The organism is Pseudomonas sp. PME37.24/025 (genome assembly GCF_055556615.1).
The window spans coordinates 219673-235985 of sequence record NZ_JBVHNK010000013.1 but is presented as its reverse complement, the minus strand read 5'-3'; the positions used below and the strand labels follow the sequence as shown (position 1 = coordinate 235985).

Annotated in this window: 15 protein-coding genes and 2 pseudogenes; 7 read left to right on the top strand and 10 right to left on the bottom strand. The window is 58.5% G+C overall.

What is annotated here, in order from left to right; genetic code table 11:
* Nucleotides 1-239 precede the first annotated feature (239 nt).
* Together mrdA and ACZ3HH_RS23635 are read left to right on the top strand one after the other, a co-directional pair.
* Nucleotides 240-2135, top strand: a complete 1896-nt coding sequence (mrdA, locus tag ACZ3HH_RS23640; protein WP_465808177.1) for a penicillin-binding protein 2 — start codon at nucleotides 240-242, stop codon at nucleotides 2133-2135.
* A gap of 348 nt (nucleotides 2136-2483) precedes the next feature.
* On the top strand, nucleotides 2484-2738 hold the full coding sequence (locus ACZ3HH_RS23635) for a DUF1652 domain-containing protein (RefSeq protein WP_465808175.1): 255 nt from the start codon (nucleotides 2484-2486) through the stop codon (nucleotides 2736-2738).
* Between the two features lie 212 nt (nucleotides 2739-2950).
* Here the strand turns inward: ACZ3HH_RS23635 and ACZ3HH_RS23630 are convergent, their stop codons facing one another.
* From ACZ3HH_RS23630 to ACZ3HH_RS23620, 3 genes and pseudogenes are all read right to left on the bottom strand, one after another.
* A complete protein-coding gene (locus ACZ3HH_RS23630) occupies nucleotides 2951-3352 on the bottom strand; it encodes a lysozyme inhibitor LprI family protein (protein ID WP_465808174.1) in 402 nt (133 codons plus the stop codon).
* A gap of 106 nt (nucleotides 3353-3458) precedes the next feature.
* Entirely contained in the window at nucleotides 3459-3857 is a 399-nt protein-coding gene (locus tag ACZ3HH_RS23625) for a GFA family protein (protein ID WP_465808173.1), read from the bottom strand.
* A pseudogene (locus ACZ3HH_RS23620) lies at nucleotides 3850-4784 on the bottom strand (ADP-ribosylglycohydrolase family protein). Before ACZ3HH_RS23620 ends, ACZ3HH_RS23625 begins: the two are co-directional and overlap by 8 nt.
* 198 nt (nucleotides 4785-4982) lie before the next feature.
* Here ACZ3HH_RS23620 and ACZ3HH_RS23615 point away from each other — a divergent pair.
* Nucleotides 4983-5471, top strand: coding sequence for an SRPBCC family protein (locus ACZ3HH_RS23615; protein ID WP_460145216.1), 489 nt, complete (start codon nucleotides 4983-4985; stop codon nucleotides 5469-5471).
* A gap of 760 nt (nucleotides 5472-6231) precedes the next feature.
* Here ACZ3HH_RS23615 and inhA read toward each other — a convergent pair.
* On the bottom strand, nucleotides 6232-6918 hold the full coding sequence (inhA, locus tag ACZ3HH_RS23610; RefSeq protein WP_465808170.1) for an isonitrile hydratase: 687 nt from the start codon (nucleotides 6916-6918) through the stop codon (nucleotides 6232-6234).
* A 91-nt stretch (nucleotides 6919-7009) separates the two neighbouring features.
* On the opposite strand from inhA, the gene ACZ3HH_RS23605 reads away from it, so the two are divergent.
* On the top strand, nucleotides 7010-8002 hold the full coding sequence (locus ACZ3HH_RS23605; protein ID WP_465808168.1) for a GlxA family transcriptional regulator: 993 nt from the start codon (nucleotides 7010-7012) through the stop codon (nucleotides 8000-8002).
* On the opposite strand, the pseudogene ACZ3HH_RS23600 reads toward ACZ3HH_RS23605, so the two are convergent.
* From ACZ3HH_RS23600 to idi, 6 genes and pseudogenes are all read right to left on the bottom strand, one after another.
* Nucleotides 7971-8081: pseudogene (locus tag ACZ3HH_RS23600) on the bottom strand (alpha/beta hydrolase); the annotation flags it as partial. The gene ACZ3HH_RS23605 and the pseudogene ACZ3HH_RS23600 sit on opposite strands and share 32 nt — an antisense overlap.
* A gap of 43 nt (nucleotides 8082-8124) precedes the next feature.
* Entirely contained in the window at nucleotides 8125-8514 is a 390-nt protein-coding gene (locus tag ACZ3HH_RS23595; protein ID WP_465808166.1) for a hypothetical protein, read from the bottom strand.
* Between the two features lie 539 nt (nucleotides 8515-9053).
* The gene (locus ACZ3HH_RS23590; RefSeq protein WP_465808164.1) at nucleotides 9054-10877 is read right to left on the bottom strand and encodes a glycoside hydrolase family 15 protein; all 1824 of its coding nucleotides are present in this window, start codon (nucleotides 10875-10877) and stop codon (nucleotides 9054-9056) included.
* Between the two features lie 42 nt (nucleotides 10878-10919).
* The gene (locus tag ACZ3HH_RS23585; protein ID WP_465808162.1) at nucleotides 10920-11054 is read right to left on the bottom strand and encodes a hypothetical protein; all 135 of its coding nucleotides are present in this window, start codon (nucleotides 11052-11054) and stop codon (nucleotides 10920-10922) included.
* A gap of 95 nt (nucleotides 11055-11149) precedes the next feature.
* Complete coding sequence (locus ACZ3HH_RS23580; RefSeq protein WP_465808160.1) at nucleotides 11150-12187, bottom strand: terpene synthase family protein; 1038 nt, start codon at nucleotides 12185-12187, stop codon at nucleotides 11150-11152.
* Nucleotides 12184-12744 (bottom strand): isopentenyl-diphosphate Delta-isomerase, encoded by a 561-nt coding sequence (idi, locus tag ACZ3HH_RS23575; protein ID WP_465808158.1) that lies wholly within the window; start codon nucleotides 12742-12744, stop codon nucleotides 12184-12186. Before idi ends, ACZ3HH_RS23580 begins: the two co-directional genes overlap by 4 nt.
* Nucleotides 12745-13070: 326 nt before the next feature.
* On the opposite strand from idi, the gene ACZ3HH_RS23570 reads away from it, so the two are divergent.
* The 3 genes from ACZ3HH_RS23570 (at nucleotide 13071) to ACZ3HH_RS23560 (ending at nucleotide 16237) form a co-directional block, all read left to right on the top strand.
* The gene (locus ACZ3HH_RS23570) at nucleotides 13071-14243 is read left to right on the top strand and encodes an MFS transporter (RefSeq protein ID WP_465808156.1); all 1173 of its coding nucleotides are present in this window, start codon (nucleotides 13071-13073) and stop codon (nucleotides 14241-14243) included.
* A 228-nt stretch (nucleotides 14244-14471) separates the two neighbouring features.
* Nucleotides 14472-15212, top strand: a complete 741-nt coding sequence (locus ACZ3HH_RS23565) for a thioesterase II family protein (protein WP_465808154.1) — start codon at nucleotides 14472-14474, stop codon at nucleotides 15210-15212.
* A 41-nt stretch (nucleotides 15213-15253) separates the two neighbouring features.
* Entirely contained in the window at nucleotides 15254-16237 is a 984-nt protein-coding gene (locus tag ACZ3HH_RS23560) for a TauD/TfdA family dioxygenase (RefSeq protein WP_465808152.1), read from the top strand.
* The last annotated feature ends 76 nt before the right edge of the window (nucleotides 16238-16313 follow it).

The window sequence follows — 16313 nt, the reverse complement described above, 5'->3', positions numbered from 1 at the left end:
AGGTCATCGTCAAGATTAAATTCCGAAACCCCTATCTGCGTATGCAGGTAGGGGTTTTGTTTTGTCCGCAGGAAAATGCCGTGGTGGCTATTCTGGGTAACAGCTGCATTGTTCATGAAGTTTCGGGAGAACGGGCGCTAAAGTAGCCACGCCGTTTTTGGAATGGTGCAGCCCTTTCACGGGCTGATTCCAAGTCCATGGATCGGCACCTCCTCTACAGTCAAAGAGCCGCTGCAGAAATGCCTGAACCAATACCAATCAAGGACCACGAAAAAGAGACGCGCCTGGTCAATAAAAGACTGATGGCCTGCGCCTTGTTCGTCGTCGCTATTACCTGCGCGCTGGTGGTGCGGCTGTATGTTCTGCAGGTGGTCGAGTACGACTACCACTCGACGATCTCCGAAAACAACCGTGTACACGTATTGCCGATCGCCCCTACCCGCGGGCTGATCTACGACCGCAACGGCGTGCTACTGGCGGACAACCGGCCCAGTTTCAACCTGACCATCACTCGCGAGCGCGCCTCCGACGTCAAAGAAGAGCTGGATGACGTGGTCAACCTCCTGCACCTGCCGGCTGAAGATCGCACGCTGTTCGACAAGGCGATGAAGCAGGCTCGACACCCCTTCGTGCCCGTCACCTTGTTCTACGAACTCAACGAAGAACAGATCGCGGTGTTGGCAGTCAACGAATTCCGTCTGCCAGGGATCGACGTAGAGCCACAGTTCGTTCGCCACTACCCCATGGGCGCACATTTTGCCCATTCGATCGGTTATGTCGGCCGCATCAATGAGAAAGAATCCAAGGCTCTTGATACGGTGGAATACCGTGGCACCCAATCCATCGGCAAGACCGGCATCGAGAAATTCTACGAGCCTGAGTTGCACGGACATGTGGGTTATGAAGAAGTCGAGACCAACGCTCAGGGCCGCGTGCTGCGAGTGCTCAAACACACCGACCCGGTCCCTGGCAAAAACATCGTCCTGAGCCTCGATGTCAAACTTCAGGAAGCAGCCGAGGAGGCATTGGGCGATCGCCGTGGCTCGGTGGTTGCTCTCGACCCGTCGACCGGCGAAGTACTGGCCATGGTCAGTAAGCCAAGCTTCGATCCGAACATGTTCGTGACGGGCATCAGCTTCAAGGAATACGCGGCGCTGCACGATTCCATCGACCGGCCATTGTTCAATCGTGTGCTGCGTGGGCTCTACGCGCCGGGCTCGACTATCAAGCCGGAAGTGGCGATCGCCGGCCTCGACGCCGGGGTGGTCACCCCGCAGACCCGTGTCTTCGATCCAGGTTATTACCAGCTACCGGATTTCGATCATAAATACCGTAACTGGAATCACAGTGGCGATGGCTGGGTGGATATGGACGCGGCGATCATGCGCTCCAACGACACCTATTTCTACGATCTGGCGCACAAGCTGGGCATTGACCGCCTGCACGATTACATGACGATGTTCGGCCTGGGCGAGAAGGTCTCGCTGGATATGTTCGAAGAGTCTGCGGGGTTGATGCCATCCCAGGCCTGGAAACGCGCCACGCGCCGTCAGCCGTGGTTCCCTGGCGAGACTGTGATCCTGGGCATCGGTCAGGGCTACATGCAGGTCACGCCCCTGCAACTGGCTCAAGCTACCGCGCTGATCGCCAACAAAGGTATATGGAACCGACCACACCTGGCCAAAACGGTGGATGGCGTAGCGCCGGTGGACGAGCATCCGATGCCGAACATCCTGCTCAAGGACCCGCGTGACTGGGAACAGGTCAATCATGGCATGCAGATGGTAATGCATGATGCCCGTGGGATTGCCCGAGCGGCAGCGGCGGGGGCTCAGTACCGTATTGCTGGCAAAAGTGGGACCGCGCAAGTGGTGGCGATCAAGCAGGGTGAACGCTACAACCGGGCGAAAACGCTGGAGCGCAACCGTGACAATGCCTTGTTCGTCGGTTTCGCCCCGGCCGAACATCCGAAGATTGTCATCTCGGTCATGATCGAAAACGGCGAGGCCGGAGGTCGCGTCGCCGGTCCGGTGGTGCGGCAAATCATGGACGCCTGGCTGCTCGATCAGGACGGGCACCTGAAGCCGCAGTACGCCGCGCCGAGTAAAGCGCTGGGTGACCATCCTCATGTCTAACGATCAAAGCTATACAGCACCGGCTTACAGATACTGAGCATGTGCTGGCGGGTTAATCGAACGGCGAACATTATCTCGATCGCCTGATCGACTTCTCCTGCACTTCAATACCGATTTATTGCCCGCAGGGCGACATCCCAGGACTGGACCTGTGGCACCACGGTGTCGGCAGGTTTTGTATGATGCAGGACCGCTCCCAAGTGTTGTCGTAAATCGCGATAACCAATGAGACGACGAGCAACCTGTTACGGTCTTGAGACACCTGCTATTGAAGACTAGAATTTTCAAGTTAATGGGTGAGTGAGGGAGCATTTGCCCGGCCACACATCTGGCATGAGGGAGGTAGCAATGTTCCTTTCAACCCTGGAAATTCAAAATATCATTGAGCATAGTTTTTTGCCCGCTGTGTGCACTTGCAGCATGGAGGCGGACCAGTCCCTGACAATTCGGGTCTGCGATTGCATGACCGGGAAAGTGGATCTGGTGGCCACCCATGTTCCGGTATGGACACTGGATAGTCCCCACGCGATCGCGTCGCTAGTGGCTGGTATGCGGCAAGAAATCGAGGCTCACAAAGTCAGTCACCCTCCGTTTTACCGCTAAACCTGCGTCACGCCGCACCACGTTGGCGGTGCGGCGTGTATCCGAAGCCGAGAAGGAAGACTCGGCCACCGTCGAACACTCCGATAGCCTGAAGCAGATCGGCAACATCAAGTTGTCGGGGGATTTTTTGGTGAACACACAATTTGTGTCCCGCCAAAGTCCCCGCAAGAGCGAGGCTTGCCCGCGAAGAGGTCCTCAAGAACACCGCAGCATCAAACCCCAGGCACCGGACAACTCAAATCCCCTTCCTGACACTTCAAGTAAGTCTTGAACGTCTCGACCCGCGCCTTGGTCAGCTCCGTGGTGCAGTTGCTATAGATCAGCGGATACACACTGCCACCCGTCACTCTAGAGGTCGAAAACTCACACTCGGCATCACGAAAGGCCATCCAGTTGCGTTGCGCACTGACCAGCAGCTTCTTGGCATCGGGATTGTCTTTCAATCGTTTGGTGATTTGCTGGTAAAGCGTATTCAGCTCTTTATCAGCCGTTTTGTACTGCTCGGCGGCGCACTGATTCATGGTGCCCTGGTCATTCGCATTCGCACAGTCCACGGCATGCGCCACGGTGGTGAACAGCAGCGGCGTCAGTGCCAGGAGAAAGCGTGGGTGCATGGGGGATTCTCGTGGTGACATTGGAAAGTTGAGCTGCAGTGTAGCGAAGCGGATGGTTAATCAACGAATCTGCCGCTCGCCACAAAAGCGCTGCGCTGTTCAGAATTTATACCTGCCACTGCGGACATTTCTCATTCGATTCATATTCAAGCCAGGACACGTCATGGGACGTCCAGATATGAGCCTGAGGTGTCATTTTCGGATCATCGTCGAGAGTCGCCACGCGAACGATTACATGGGGTTGGGCCAAGCGCTCTGCCATCAGATGCGATCCGCAGATCGAACAGAAATGCCGAAGCTTGCCCGGCGACGACTCATAGGTGCTTAGCCGGTCCTGTCCTTTTGTCCAGCGAAAATGCTCACGCATGACCCCGGCCGTTGAGGCGAATGCTGCGGCGTGTGCCTTGCGACAGGTATGGCAGTGGCAGTGACTGATGGGCATGTCGAGGCGATCAAGTTCGTATTCGATGGCCTTGCACAAGCAACTGCCATGTAAGTTATTCATGGGGTTTCCCTGGTTGCGTGGCTGAGATGGCGGCCCGAAGCAGGGCGTCAGCCGTGGCTTCGATGTCTTCGCGCTGGTGCAATTTCGCAAGCCAGCCGTCAGGGATGGCCTGCATACCGTAGTGGGCTCCGGCCAACTGGCCGACAATGGCAGCAGTGGTATCGGCGTCGTCGCCCAGGTTCGCGGCTTTGAGGATGGCGGCTTCAAAACTGTCAGTGCGATGAAAGCACCACAAGGCCGCTTCCAGTGATGCAACGCAGTATCCGCTACCGCGAATATCGTTTATGGATTTTCCGAGGTAATCGCCGCGGGCAATGCTCGCGACCTTCGGTTCCAGAAGCGTCGTCTCTGGCAGACTCTGCAAGTCCTGCTTGGGCTCGCCTTGCAATGCCTTGCGGATCAGATCGGCAAGCAACTGACAGCATTCAAGTGCCTCCGGCGCCGCATGGGTAGTGCGCGAGCTGTCTGCGGAAAACCTCCTGATCCGGTCGGGGTCGGGAAAGTAGTACAACACTATTGGCGCTAACCGCATCAGCGAACCGTTACCGGCCGTATAGGGATCGGTGGATCCCGCGAATGGCTGACCGGTTTCCTGATAACGAGCCAGCGCTTCACGGACGGTCATACCAATGTCGAAGCATTCGCCGGTCGAACTCAGGTAACCCCATTGCCACCAGTTGAGGTAACGGCCCATTTGATCGGCCGCATCAAAACCTTTTTTGTTCAGCAAGCTTTCTGCCAGGCAAAGTGCCATGGAAGTGTCATCGGTCCATTGCCCGGCTTCAGATTGAACGGGCCGCCGCCAATCATGTCGGTCAAGGGCTTGAACGAGCCGCGCGTCTGGAATTCGGCATGGGTGCCGACGGCATCCCCACAAGCAAGCCCCAGCAGGGTTGCGCGATAACGTTCCGTGAGTGAAGGCTGCATGAATCTTCCTTGTAAGGGTTCCACGTCGTTGCAAACGTTAGCAGTTTCAGCCCGCTGACTCCCCCGAAAAACCAGAACTTATGGCCAAAACTGAGGCCGAATATTTCAGGTACGGGTTATTGCGGCACCTGTTTGATACAACTTTTAGGTTGGTCTTATGGTCTTTACAGGCCTACTGTTCAATACAGGAGGTGACTTATGAACCCAGCATCAGATCGCATCGAAAGGAAGATCCTGCTCAAGGTGCCGCGCTCGCAGGTCTGGCGCGTGCTGGCCAATGCCGAAGCCTTTGGGCAATGGTTCGGCGTGGCGCTCGAAGGCAAGCGCTTTGTCGCCGGCGAGTGGACCCAGGGGCAGATTACTTATCCTGGTTATGAGCACTTGTTGTGGAATGTACTGGTGGAGCGGGTCGAGCCGGAGCGGGTGTTTTCGTTTCGCTGGCACCCGTATGCAGTCGAACCCGATACCGATTACTCCCAGGAGCCCACCACGCTGGTGAAGTTCGAACTCCAGGATATGGACGAAGGCACGTTGTTGACGGTTGTCGAGTCCGGTTTCGATCACATCCCTCAGTCGCGCAGGCTCAAGGCGTTCCGAATGGACAGCCGGGGTTGGGATGAGCAGATGAGCAATATCGAACAATTTCTGGAAACAAATACCAAGAACCATGAGCATCAGGGCGGCTGATGGCTGCAGGCCACGAAATTCGTGGCTTCAGCGCAGAATGGCTGACTCTTCAAAGGGTTTTCGGAGGGGCGACTATAGCGAATGTCTTACACGCGGTAGTAGCTATGTCGTCTATTGCGGATTGGATCCCAAGCGTAATCTAGCCTCATCAACTGAAGCACAGGAAGTGCTCCAGGGTCACGGATGATCGACCATAGCAAGGATCGCTGCCGACAGGGAGTCGATATGGTCTTGGGAAAAACCCGCTTCGGCGGGTTTTTTTTCGTCTGTAGAAAACTGTAATCCGGTTTCTTGTAGCCGCTGCCGAAGGCTGCGTTCGGAAGCTGCTACAAGGGCAGGTTGTAAGGCGCTGAATGGTCAATGGCTTACACGTAGCCAGTGGTATGTCGTCTTTTGATGCTTCACCGATGTGTCTAATATGGACTCATCAACTGAAGCACAGGACGTGCTCAGGATCACGGATGATCGACCATATGCCAGGATGGCTGCCGACAGGATGTCGCAATGGTCTTGAGAAACCCGCTTCGGCGGGTTTTTTTTCGTCTGCAGAAAACTGAAACCCTTTCCCGTGTAGCAGCCGCCGAAGGCTGCGTTCGGCTGTGCAGCAGTCGTGGACCCTACAAACACGGTATACCTGAAAGACCGCAGCGTCTGATTTTGCGACTGCTACGCAGCCTTCAGTGGAAAGCCATATTGCTGGCAACGGATTTCCGGCCTGAGTGACTCGCTGCGGGGGTGATAGCTCCCGCAGCCGTTTCTTTCACTGGAGAGCGAGTTTCGCCGCTGCACGTTCGGTGATTTCCGAGCGTAATTTCAACGACGCGGCAGCGCGTTTGCGGGCTTCATCCAGCACGCTGACCGGAGCAGTCTCCGGGCTTCCCGAAGCAAACGGCGGCGCCGGGGCGTATTCCAGCTGCAACTGCACCAATTGCGCGGTGTCCTTATCGAACAATTCAGCCGCCAGGGTCAGGGCAAAATCGATCCCCGCGGTGATCCCGCCACCGGTCAGCAGATTGCCGTCGCGCACCACCCGATCATTCACCGGAATCGCTCCCAAAACCCCGAGCAATTCGTGGTACGCCCAGTGAGTGGTGGCGCGCTTGCCCTTGAGCAACCCCGCCGCGCCAAGCACCAGCGCGCCGGTGCAAACCGAAGTGACATACTTCGCGTTAGCGGCCTGCACCTTGATGAAGGCCAGGGTTTCATCATCCTCCATCAACGGCCCGACGCCACCACCGCCGGGAATGCAGATCACATCCAGTGGCGGGCAATCGTCGAAGGTGATGGTCGGTTTCAACACCAGCCCGGTGCTCGCGGTGATCGGGACCAGGTCCTTCCAGATCAGATGCACTTTCACGTCCGGCAGCGAGGCCAGCACGTCATAAGGGCCGGTCAGGTCCAGTTGTTGAAGCTGTGGAAACAACAGAAAACCGATCTGCAACGTCATGGCGTTTTTTCTCCTGGTTGGGGTGGACGGCTTCACTGTAGGCTCGTAGGATTTGGCGCATACGCCAATAACCCCGCGAATTACGCCAAACATGCCGAACAACCCGAAAACCATCCATGTGCTGGCCTTTGCCAACGTGCAACTGCTCGACGTCACCGGGCCGTTGCAGGTGTTCGCCTCGGCCAACGACATTGCTCGCCAGCAAGGTTTGCCACCGCCCTATGCGCCGTCGGTGATTGCCAGCGGTGGCGGGGCGGTGATGTCGTCGGCGGGGTTGGCGCTATTGGCAGAGCCACTGCCGGATCAGGGCAGCGACACTTTGATCATTGCCGGTGGCTGGGGCGTTTACGCGGCGGCGAAAGACGAGTCGCTGGTGGCTTGGGTACGTCAGCACGCGACGGGGTGTCGGCGGGTATCGTCGGTGTGTACCGGGGCGTTTTTGCTGGCGGCCAGCGGTTGGCTCGATGGCCGGCGGGTGGTCACGCACTGGACCCGCTGCGAGCAATTGGCGCACCAGCATCCCAAACTCCAGGTCGAACCCAACCCGATCTTCATCAACGACGGCCCGGTCTGGACCTCGGCCGGGGTCACCGCGGGTATCGACCTGGCTTTGGCGATGGTCGAAGAAGACCTCGGCCGAACCATGGCTCTGGACGTCGCCCGGCAACTGGTGGTGTTTCTCAAGCGTCCGGGTGGCCAGTCGCAGTTCAGCGTGACCTTGTCGTTGCAAAAGGAAGGCAACCGCTTCGACGAACTTCACGCCTGGATCAGCGAAAATCTAACTAAAGACCTCGGCATCCCGACCTTGGCCTTGCAGGCCGGCATGAGCGAGCGCAGCTTCGTCCGTCACTACCGCGCCGACACCGGACAGACCCCGGCGCGGGCCATCGAACTGATTCGGGTCGAGACCGCGCGACGGCTACTCAGCGACACCGGCGTACCGATCAAACGGGTCGCGGTGCAATGCGGGTTTGGCAGCGAAGAAACTTTGCGCCGCAGTTTTCTGCGAGCCATGGGCGTGACACCGCAAGCCTATCGCGAGCGGTTTTCCGTCAGTGCTCCAGCAGATCCAGTATTGCCTTAAGCGTCGCCTCGGGCGCTTCCTCCGGAATGCTATGCCCGACGCCCGCCAGTACTAGGCGTTCGTAAGGGCCGGTAAACCGCTGTTTTGAGAGGGCTGACTCAAATCGACCCGGGGCCTTTTCCTCAGGCTTCCACGTCCGCCACCTGATTGAAATACTTCGACCGATCCGGCGTAAACGTCACCATCATTTTGGTCCTGGAACAGGTCAGCGCCCGCTCTGCGCTCAAATCAATATCCAGATCTTCCCCGCGCAACCCCTGCCATTGGGCGAGGTATTTGAGGGAACCGTACTTTTCGAGTTTCTTCAGGCTGCGGCTGACGCCACCTTTCCAGCCCAGCACCGGAAGTTCGTCGGTGAGGCATTGTTGGGCGAGGTCGGGGAAGCGGGCGGCGCGTTGGCGGCCGATTTCCCAGCATTTGATCAGGCCTTTGTCGTGGCCTTCCCACAGTTCATCCCGGTTCAGGCCTGATCGGAGTGGGGTGTCGATGCTGCGATGGATGCGCTGGGTCATTCTGGTTCCTTGAATTCGGGTTTTGTTGGACAGCTCCGCTGTACCCGTTGAGCGTGGATGGTAGGGATGGATGTAAGCGCTGGCAACAAGGTATTTCCGGATGTAGGAATGAGTGACTGCGTGTTGATTGGGTGGCCTTGTTTAATCGTTGTAGGTGTTTGGATTACGCGATCCTGTGGTGAGGGGGCTTGTCCCTGTTCGGGTGCGCAGCAGCCGTAAAGCCAGCAAATGCGGTGGTTCTGGAGGAATGTGGTTGTAGATTTCAGGGCGCGCTGCGCGCGCCAACGGGAGCAAGCTCCCTCGCTACAGGAGGTCAGTAGTGTCGGATGGAGCGTGTTTTTGTTTATCGCGAGTAAGCCTTTTTCCTACAAAAAGTGCAGTGAAAGCAGGCATTTCCGACGGGTTTTGGCGGCAGTGAGGCTTGTGTTGGGCTGATGGCCCTTTCGCGGGCAAGCCTCGCTCCTACGGATTCACGCTGAACCTGCAGGAGCGAGCGATGCGGCGATCCGACTGGCCCGAGAAGAAGGCGACGCCGGTCTTCAAGGCTGCCAAAAGTTTTTCTCCCCGCTCAACTTCCGATCCAGAAAACTCGCTGCGCTGATCAGCGCCAGGTGCGTCAGTGCTTGTGGTGTGTTGCCCAAATGCCGGGCATGGCTGTCGAACTCTTCGGCATACAGCCCCAGTGGGTTGGCATACTTCAGCAATTGTTCGAACTCCAGGTGCGCCTTCTCCACCTGGCCGGCCCGGGCGAGGCATTCGACGTACCAGAACGAGCACGCGGCGAAGGCGCCTTCGGTGCCGGGCAGGCCGTCGATCTGGTTGTCGTCGTTGCGGTAGCGGTAGACCATGCCTGCGCGCACCAGGGTTTTCTCGATGGCTTCGAGGGTCGCGATCCAGCGCGGATCCTTGGCGCTGACGAAGCGCACCAGCGGCATCAGCAGCATCGAGCCGTCGAGGCCGGTGCCGCCGATGTGTTGGACGAAATGCCCGCGTTCTTCGTTCCAGAAGTTGCTCCAGATGTCGGTGTAGATCGCTTGACGGGTCTGGTCCCAGCGGGCGAACGGGGCGGGCAGCGAGCGTTTGGAGGCCAGTCGGATGGCCCGGTCCACGGCCACCCAGCACATCAGTCGCGAGTGCAGGAAATGATACTGCTCTCCGCGCATCTCCCAGATGCCGACGTCTTTTTGCTGCCAGGTTTCGCAGACCTGATCGACCACTTCCACGGTGTGTTTCCAGCCTTCATGGGAGATGGCCTCACCGTACTTGTTGACCAGGTACACCGCGTCCATCAGCTCGCCGAAGATGTCGAGCTGGATTTGATCGTAAGCCTGATTGCCTATACGCACCGGCGCCGCGCCGCCATGGCCGGACAAGTGTGGAAGTTCAACTTCCGGCAGTTCCTGACGGCCATCGATGGCGTAGAGGATGTTGAGTTTCATCGGCTTGCCGCGGCAATCGCTGACCCTGCCGCGCAGCCAGCGCATGTAGGCGTTGGCCTCCTCGACGAAGCCCAGGCGCATGAAGGCATAGACGGTGAACGAGGCGTCGCGAATCCAGGTGTAGCGGTAGTCCCAGTTGCGTTCGCCGCCGGGGGTTTCCGGCAGGCCGAAGGTGGCGGCGGCGAGGATGGCGCCGTGCTTGCGCGAGGTCAGCAGCTTCAAGGCCAGGGCTGAACGATTGACCATTTCCCGCCAGCGACCGCGATAATTGGACTGGCCGATCCAGTCGCGCCAGAACTTCAAGGTGCGTTCCAGGCACAGTGCGGCGGCGCCTTCCTTGAGGCGGGCATCGTCAACGCCGCCGAGCAGGAACTCGGCGCTCTGGTCCTGTTCGAGGATGAATTCGGCGACGGCCGCATGGCCCTCGACGCGCAAGGACTGATTCGAACACAGCTGCATGGCTGGCTGACCAGAGGCCTCGAAATACACACTCTGACCGCGTGTCCGGGCTTTGGTGTGAGCCCGGGCATAGTCATGACGCACGGCGCAGTGCATGCGGATCGTCGCTTGTCCGCTGACCACCCGCACCCGGCGCATCAACATCGGCAAATCGTCCTCGCTGTCGCCGATGGGCAGCAGGTCGGTGACTTCGACCACCGCGTGATCGCTCATCCAGCGGGTTTGCAGGACGTTGGTGTCGGGCAGGTAAATCTGTTCGCGACGGGCGTCGGGCAGGTCCGGGGCCAGTTGGAAAATGCCGGCTTCGGGGCTGTCCAGCAGCGAGCAGAAGATCGACGGACTGTCGAATTCCGGCCAGCAGAAAAAGTCCACGCTGCCCTTGTCGTTCACCAACGCTGCGCTGCGCATGTCGCCAATGATGCCGTGGGCGTCGATGGCGCTTTGTCGTTCGGAATGATCAACCATTGTTGCAGAGCTCCAGATAGAGGGTCATACCGCCGTCGATGATCAGGGTAGTGCCGATGCTTGCGCGATGGGAATCGCCTGGGCGTTGCAGTTGATCGCTATGGCGGCACCGGTCATGGCCAGGGCCACGCTGGCGCCGATGCTATGGGCACCTTGTTGGTCGAGGGAAATCTGCATGAACGTCAACGCCTTGAGTTAAGGACCTGACTAGGTGACTGGCGCTCTGCAGCTAGAGTTCACGTCGAAAAATGAAAAAACCGTCACTGGCTGATCTATGCACGCTGATTCAGTGATATCGGTTCAACGTGGTATCGCGCGCTATGTTTATGCCATTCCCAGTTTCCCGCGATCCATGCCTGCAGGCCCGTTAAGTAGCGTTTGAGCACAGGCGAAGCGTGGGTCAGCAGTTTGTGCTCGGCGGCTTCGTAATCGCGCATGACGTTGTCATGAATATCGGCAATTTTATCAATCGCCTCTTGCAGGGAGCAGCTGTGCTGGGCGGCAAGTAGATAAGGCAGCTTGAATTCTCCTACTTCGTTTGCATGCTCTTTGTAAGCAGAGTAAAGGTCGTTGACCAGCGTAGTTGCGAGGGACGCCAGTGCGGTGATGTGATGGACCTCAGGTTGTGAATACAAGTTGGCTGGTATCTCGTACCCACCAATAGGATCGATCAATACCATGCACGGCCAGAAGCTGTTCACCTGTCTGCTGGCCAGGTATTCCGCGATGGTAGGTTTGGTGCCGTGGACGCGCCAGGCACCTTCGGCGGCCATGGTTACGAACATGGCGATACTTATCTGACGGACCCTGGCCACTTGTGATGGCGTGCAGAACTGTTCGACCCGCTTCATGTAAGCGCGCAGCCCCACCAAAACCGGATCGCTGTCGAGTTGGCGCTCCAGTTCAGTGTCGAATGGTCGAGGCAGATAGACCGGATCCATGGCTGCGATGGCAAACGAAAGGCGAGGTGCAACTTGTTCGGGGTTGCAGCCGAGCGACCGGTCATCGCAAAAATGATCATCGACCGCGAACAGTGCCGCCAGGCACTGGCCCTGTAGCAAAAGACGATCAGGATCTTCCGTATCCGGGTGACACAACATGGCGTAGCGACCGAAATCCGAATCGCGGATCTTTTCAAGCTTGCCTGCGAAGATCCCAATACCCTTGATCCAGGACATCAACCGATGATTGACCTCCATTCCGAGAGCTTCATCGATCCGTACTGGCGATGGACAGCGGAGCGGGCGCACCACAAAAGGTGCAATGGTCAGCTCATGGGGGCCTGCCGCCGGGGTTGGCTGATGAGTCATATGGCTCTCCTTTCTTTAGCGGATTTTGCGAGTTCTTTCCAATCGCTCATCTCGGCAGGTCCGATGGTCTGAAGTATCTGGCGGAACCAGAAAGTGAAACTCTCGGGGGTGGCGGCGATGCGCTCGCAGACTTGCGAAAGCGTCAGCCATTGCCAGGCTTGGGCTTCCTCGGGATTGGCGACAGGATCGCGATGGCTGATACCTACGAATATGTGGTCGAACTCATGCTCGATCAGCTGGTTTGAAACCTGTTCGCGGTAGAGCAGGGTGGAGACTTTGCGTAGCGAGCAGGTCATGCCCATTTCTTCCTGCAAACGGCGTTTTGCCGCCGCCAGCGTCCGTTCGCCAGGCCGAGGGTGACCGCAACAGGTATTGGTCCACAGGCCTTGAGAATGGTATTTGCCGAAGGCGCGTTGTTGCAGCAAGAGACGGCCGGCATGATCGAAAATGAATATCGAGAATGCTCGGTGCAGAAGGCCTTGTTGATGGGCCTGTAGTTTGGGCGCGTAACCCTTTTTGCGATCGTGCCGGTCGACCAGAACCAGTAACTCTTCCATAGCAAGACTCCACTATTGTGTCTTCGCTACTGGACGTTACTGCTGACCATACTATCTAGGGAAATTCAGACGATATTCATGTGTGGTTCAAATCTAGTTGGAGGTTTTGGGGGGGGCAAGTTTTTGTATAGAGCTTTTTTGTTTGCGCAGACGGTTAATTGATTTGTGCAATCTATGGGGCTTGTGGATGAGCAGGACCCACCTGACGAGTCATGAGCCAACGGTTAATTTGTAAATGATTGGCGAAGATCGGCCGTACTCGGACGATCTTTCGATCCGCAAAGGTTTATGGCACCGTGCACGTCCAAAACAGTCGTGAGGATGTCATGGCAAACCCCTACCGCGAGCTGTTCAATGCCCCAGGCGCACGCGCCTTTGTGCTGGCCGGCATGATCGCGCGCATGCCGATTTCCATGACCGGCATCGGCCTGATCACCATGCTCTCGCAATTGAAGGGCGGTTACGGATTGGCCGGCTCCATCGCCGCGACCTTTGCCCTGGCCACGGCATTTTGTGCGCCGCAGGTTTCGCGGCTGGTGGACCGTTTTGGGCAAAGCCGGATCTTGCCGGTGTCGGCACTGGTCGGTGGCGGGGCGCTGTTGCTGCTGTTGCTCTGTACCCGTTTGCAGGCGCCGCACTGGACGTTGTTTGCGTTTGCCGCGCTGGCCGGTTGCATGCCGAGCATGTCGGCGATGGTGCGGGCGCGCTGGACCGAGTTGTATCGCGGTCGCCCTGAGTTGCAAACCGCCTATGCGCTGGAATCAGTGCTGGACGAGGTCAGCTTTATTGTCGGGCCGCCGCTGTCGGTGGGGTTGTGCGTGGTGGTGTTCCCGGAGGCGGGGCCGTTGGTGGCGTTGCTGATGCTGGCGATCGGGGTTACGGCGTTTGTGTTGCAGCGCGGCACCGAGCCGCCGGTGCATCCTCACGAAGAACACCATCAGGGCTCGATCATTCGTTCGAGCGAGATTCAGTTGATGATGCTGTTGATGGTCGCCATGGGCACCATCGTTGGTGTGGTGGATGTGGTCAGCGTCGCGTTCGCCGAGCAGCAGGGGCAACCGGCGGCGGCGAGTCTTGTGCTGTCGGTGTATGCCATTGGCTCGTGCGTGGCCGGGTTGGCGTTCGGCGCGTTGCGTTCGAAACTGCCACTGCCTCTACTGTTTCTCTACGGCGGGGTGGCAACGGCAGTGACTACATTGCCGTTGCTGTTGGCGGCGAATATTGTCGGGCTGTCGTTGGCGGTGTTCGTCGCCGGGCTGTTCTTTGCCCCGACCCTGATTGTGGCGATGGCGCTGGTAGAACGCATCGTGCCGCCGGCCAAACTCACCGAAGGCCTGACCTGGCTGGTCACCGGTTTGAGCATCGGCGTGGCGATCGGCGCGGCCGGTTCGGGCTGGCTGGTGGATGCGTTCGGTGCGCGCAGCGGGTTCTGGGTGTCGATTGCCGCGGGTGCCGTGGTGTTGGGTTCGGCGGTGCAGAGCTATCGCCACCTCAAGTGATAACTGACTACTGTTACCTGTGTGGCGAGGGGGCTTGCCCCCGTTGGGGTGCGAAGCGCACCTGAATCCAGTCACTGAATTAGAAAGCGGTGACTGGTTTTACGACTGCTTCGCAGTCGAACGGGGCAAGCCCCCTCGCCACACTGGTAACTCTGATCCATCCCACAGACTAATTCTCACCACACCTCATCCGTTCTCCTAAACAGATAACCCATTGAGGTAAACGCGGTGACAAAGCTGACACTGCTGTGCCTGCCCTATTCGGGCGCCAGCGCCATGGTCTATAGCCGCTGGCGGCGCCAGTTGCCGCCGTGGCTGCACTTGCAACCCGTGGAGCTGCCGGGGCGGGGCGCCCGTTATGACGAGCCCTTGCAGACCGACATGCGAGCCCTGGCCCTGCAATTGGCCAGGGAGCACAAGCCGTCCTTGCACGGCCCTTACGCCCTGTTCGGTCACAGTCTGGGGGCGTTGCTGGCCTGCGAGATGGCCCACGCCTTTCGTGCCCTCGGTGCTCCTGAGCCAGTGGCGCTGTTTGCTTCCGGCACGGCCGCCCCGACTATGCGCAGTGACTATGATCGTGGCTTCGCCGAGCCGCAGAGCGACGAACAGTTGATCGAGCAGCTGCGCACCTTCCAGGGCACCAGCGAGGACGTGTTGGCCAATCAGGAGTTGATGAGCCTGACGCTGCCGATCCTGCGCGCCGATTTCATGCTCTGCGGTCGCTTCCGTCCGATGCAGCGCCCGCTGCTCAAGTGCCCCGTGCACGTGCTCGGCGGCAAGGAAGACAAGGCCACCACCGAGCAATTGATCGGCTGGAGCCAGGAAACCCTGGGCAGTTTCTCGGTGGACATGATGACCGGCGGGCATTTCTTCATTCATGAGCATGAAGCCAAGGTGATCCGGATTATCAAAAATCATCTGGAAGTCCATCACCGACGTCATGCGCAACTGGCCGCGCCGGTTTTTTAGCGCGCGCGGTTCACTTTATCGGTGTTAACAGGAGGCCCGTCATGGGTGTTGCTGTGGGTTTTGCCGTTCGGCCGTTGCTGCCGGCGCGGGGTCGCTTGCCGCTGTTGGTGGAGGCGACCGAGCCGAATACCAGCCTGTTGGCGGTGTTCGATGAATTGAATGAGCTGGTGGATGAGCATTTGCTGCGTGACGGCGGCATTCTGTTTCGCGGCTTCCAGCTGGATGGCGCCGAGCAGTTCCGCCAATTCGCCGCCGGCTTCGGCCATCCGCTGCTCAATTATGAGTTCGGCTCGACGCCGCGCACCAACGTCACCCAAGGGGTCTACACCTCTACCGAATACCCGGCGCATCAGAGCATTCCGTTGCACAACGAGCAGGCCTACTCCCGGGACTGGCCGATGAAAATCTGGTTCTACAGCATGATCGCCGCGACCTCCGGCGGTGAAACGCCGATTGCCGACAGCCGGGAAGTCTATCGCCGCATGCCTGTCGCAATCCGCGAGCGCTTCATCAGCAAGGGCCTGATGTACGTGCGCAATTTCGGTAACGGGCTGGACGTGGCCTGGGAGCAAGTGTTCAACACCGAAGACCGCGAGGTGGCCGAGGCCTACTGCAAGGCCCACGGCATCATTTGCGAGTGGAAGGATGACGGAGAATTGCGCACGCGCCAGACGTGTCAGGCGGTGGCGCGTCATCCGGTGACTGGCGACATAGTCTGGTTCAATCAGGCTCACCTGTTCCACATTTCCAACCTTCAGCCGGAAGTGCGCGAAACCCTGCTGGACATCGTCGACGAGGAAGACCTGCCGCGTAACGTCTACTACGGCGACGGCTCGCCCATCGAGGATGAGGTGCTCAATGAAATTCGCGCCGTGCTCGATGACTGCGCCATCAGTTTTCCCTGGCAGGAGGGTGATGTGCTGATGCTCGACAACATGCTCTCGGCCCACGCCCGCGCGCCCTTCGAAGGCAAGCGCAAGGTGATCGTCGCGATGGCCGAAGGGCATTCCCAGGACGCGCGCTGAACTGATCGGGCCCTGATGCACCTGTCGCCGAAGCCGGTCTTGCACCGGCTTCGGCGTTTTTGTGTTCACTTGAGAG